Origin of the sequence: Pseudomonas sp. HMSC066A08, assembly GCF_001813025.1 — a bacterium.
GTDB classification, from domain to species: Bacteria; Pseudomonadota; Gammaproteobacteria; order Pseudomonadales; family Pseudomonadaceae; genus Pseudomonas; species Pseudomonas aeruginosa.
On the sequence record NZ_KV811392.1, the window covers coordinates 1 to 317 of the forward strand.

1 protein-coding gene is annotated in these 317 nt (G+C 64.0%); it reads left to right on the forward strand.

Features of this window, described 5'->3' with window-relative positions; translation table 11 throughout:
- The coding region (locus HMPREF2886_RS32420; protein ID WP_371915129.1) for a hypothetical protein at positions 1 to 317 on the forward strand (317 nt) is incomplete at both ends.

The following is a 317-nucleotide window of genomic DNA, read 5'->3' on the forward strand; positions in this document are numbered from 1 at the left end:
CCGGCATCCGCACGGAAATGTATGGCGATAGCAAGCTGATGACCGAGTACAACGGCACGCGCTTGTCACAGTTCATATCGAACGACGACGAAAGCCAGCCTGCGACACTCCGCACCGCTATCCAGCAGCACGAAGCGGCCAAGCTGGCCCGGCAGGCCGAGCAGCAGAGTGCGCCGTACACGCCCGGCCAAGAGTCGCCCGCTTACACCGTGCAGAGCCGCCGCGTCGTGCCGGAGAATGCCGCCAATCATGCAGGCCAGAACGCCGTCTATGTGCAGCTCGATGACGGCCGCAAGGCTTGGGGATTTGGCGCGACC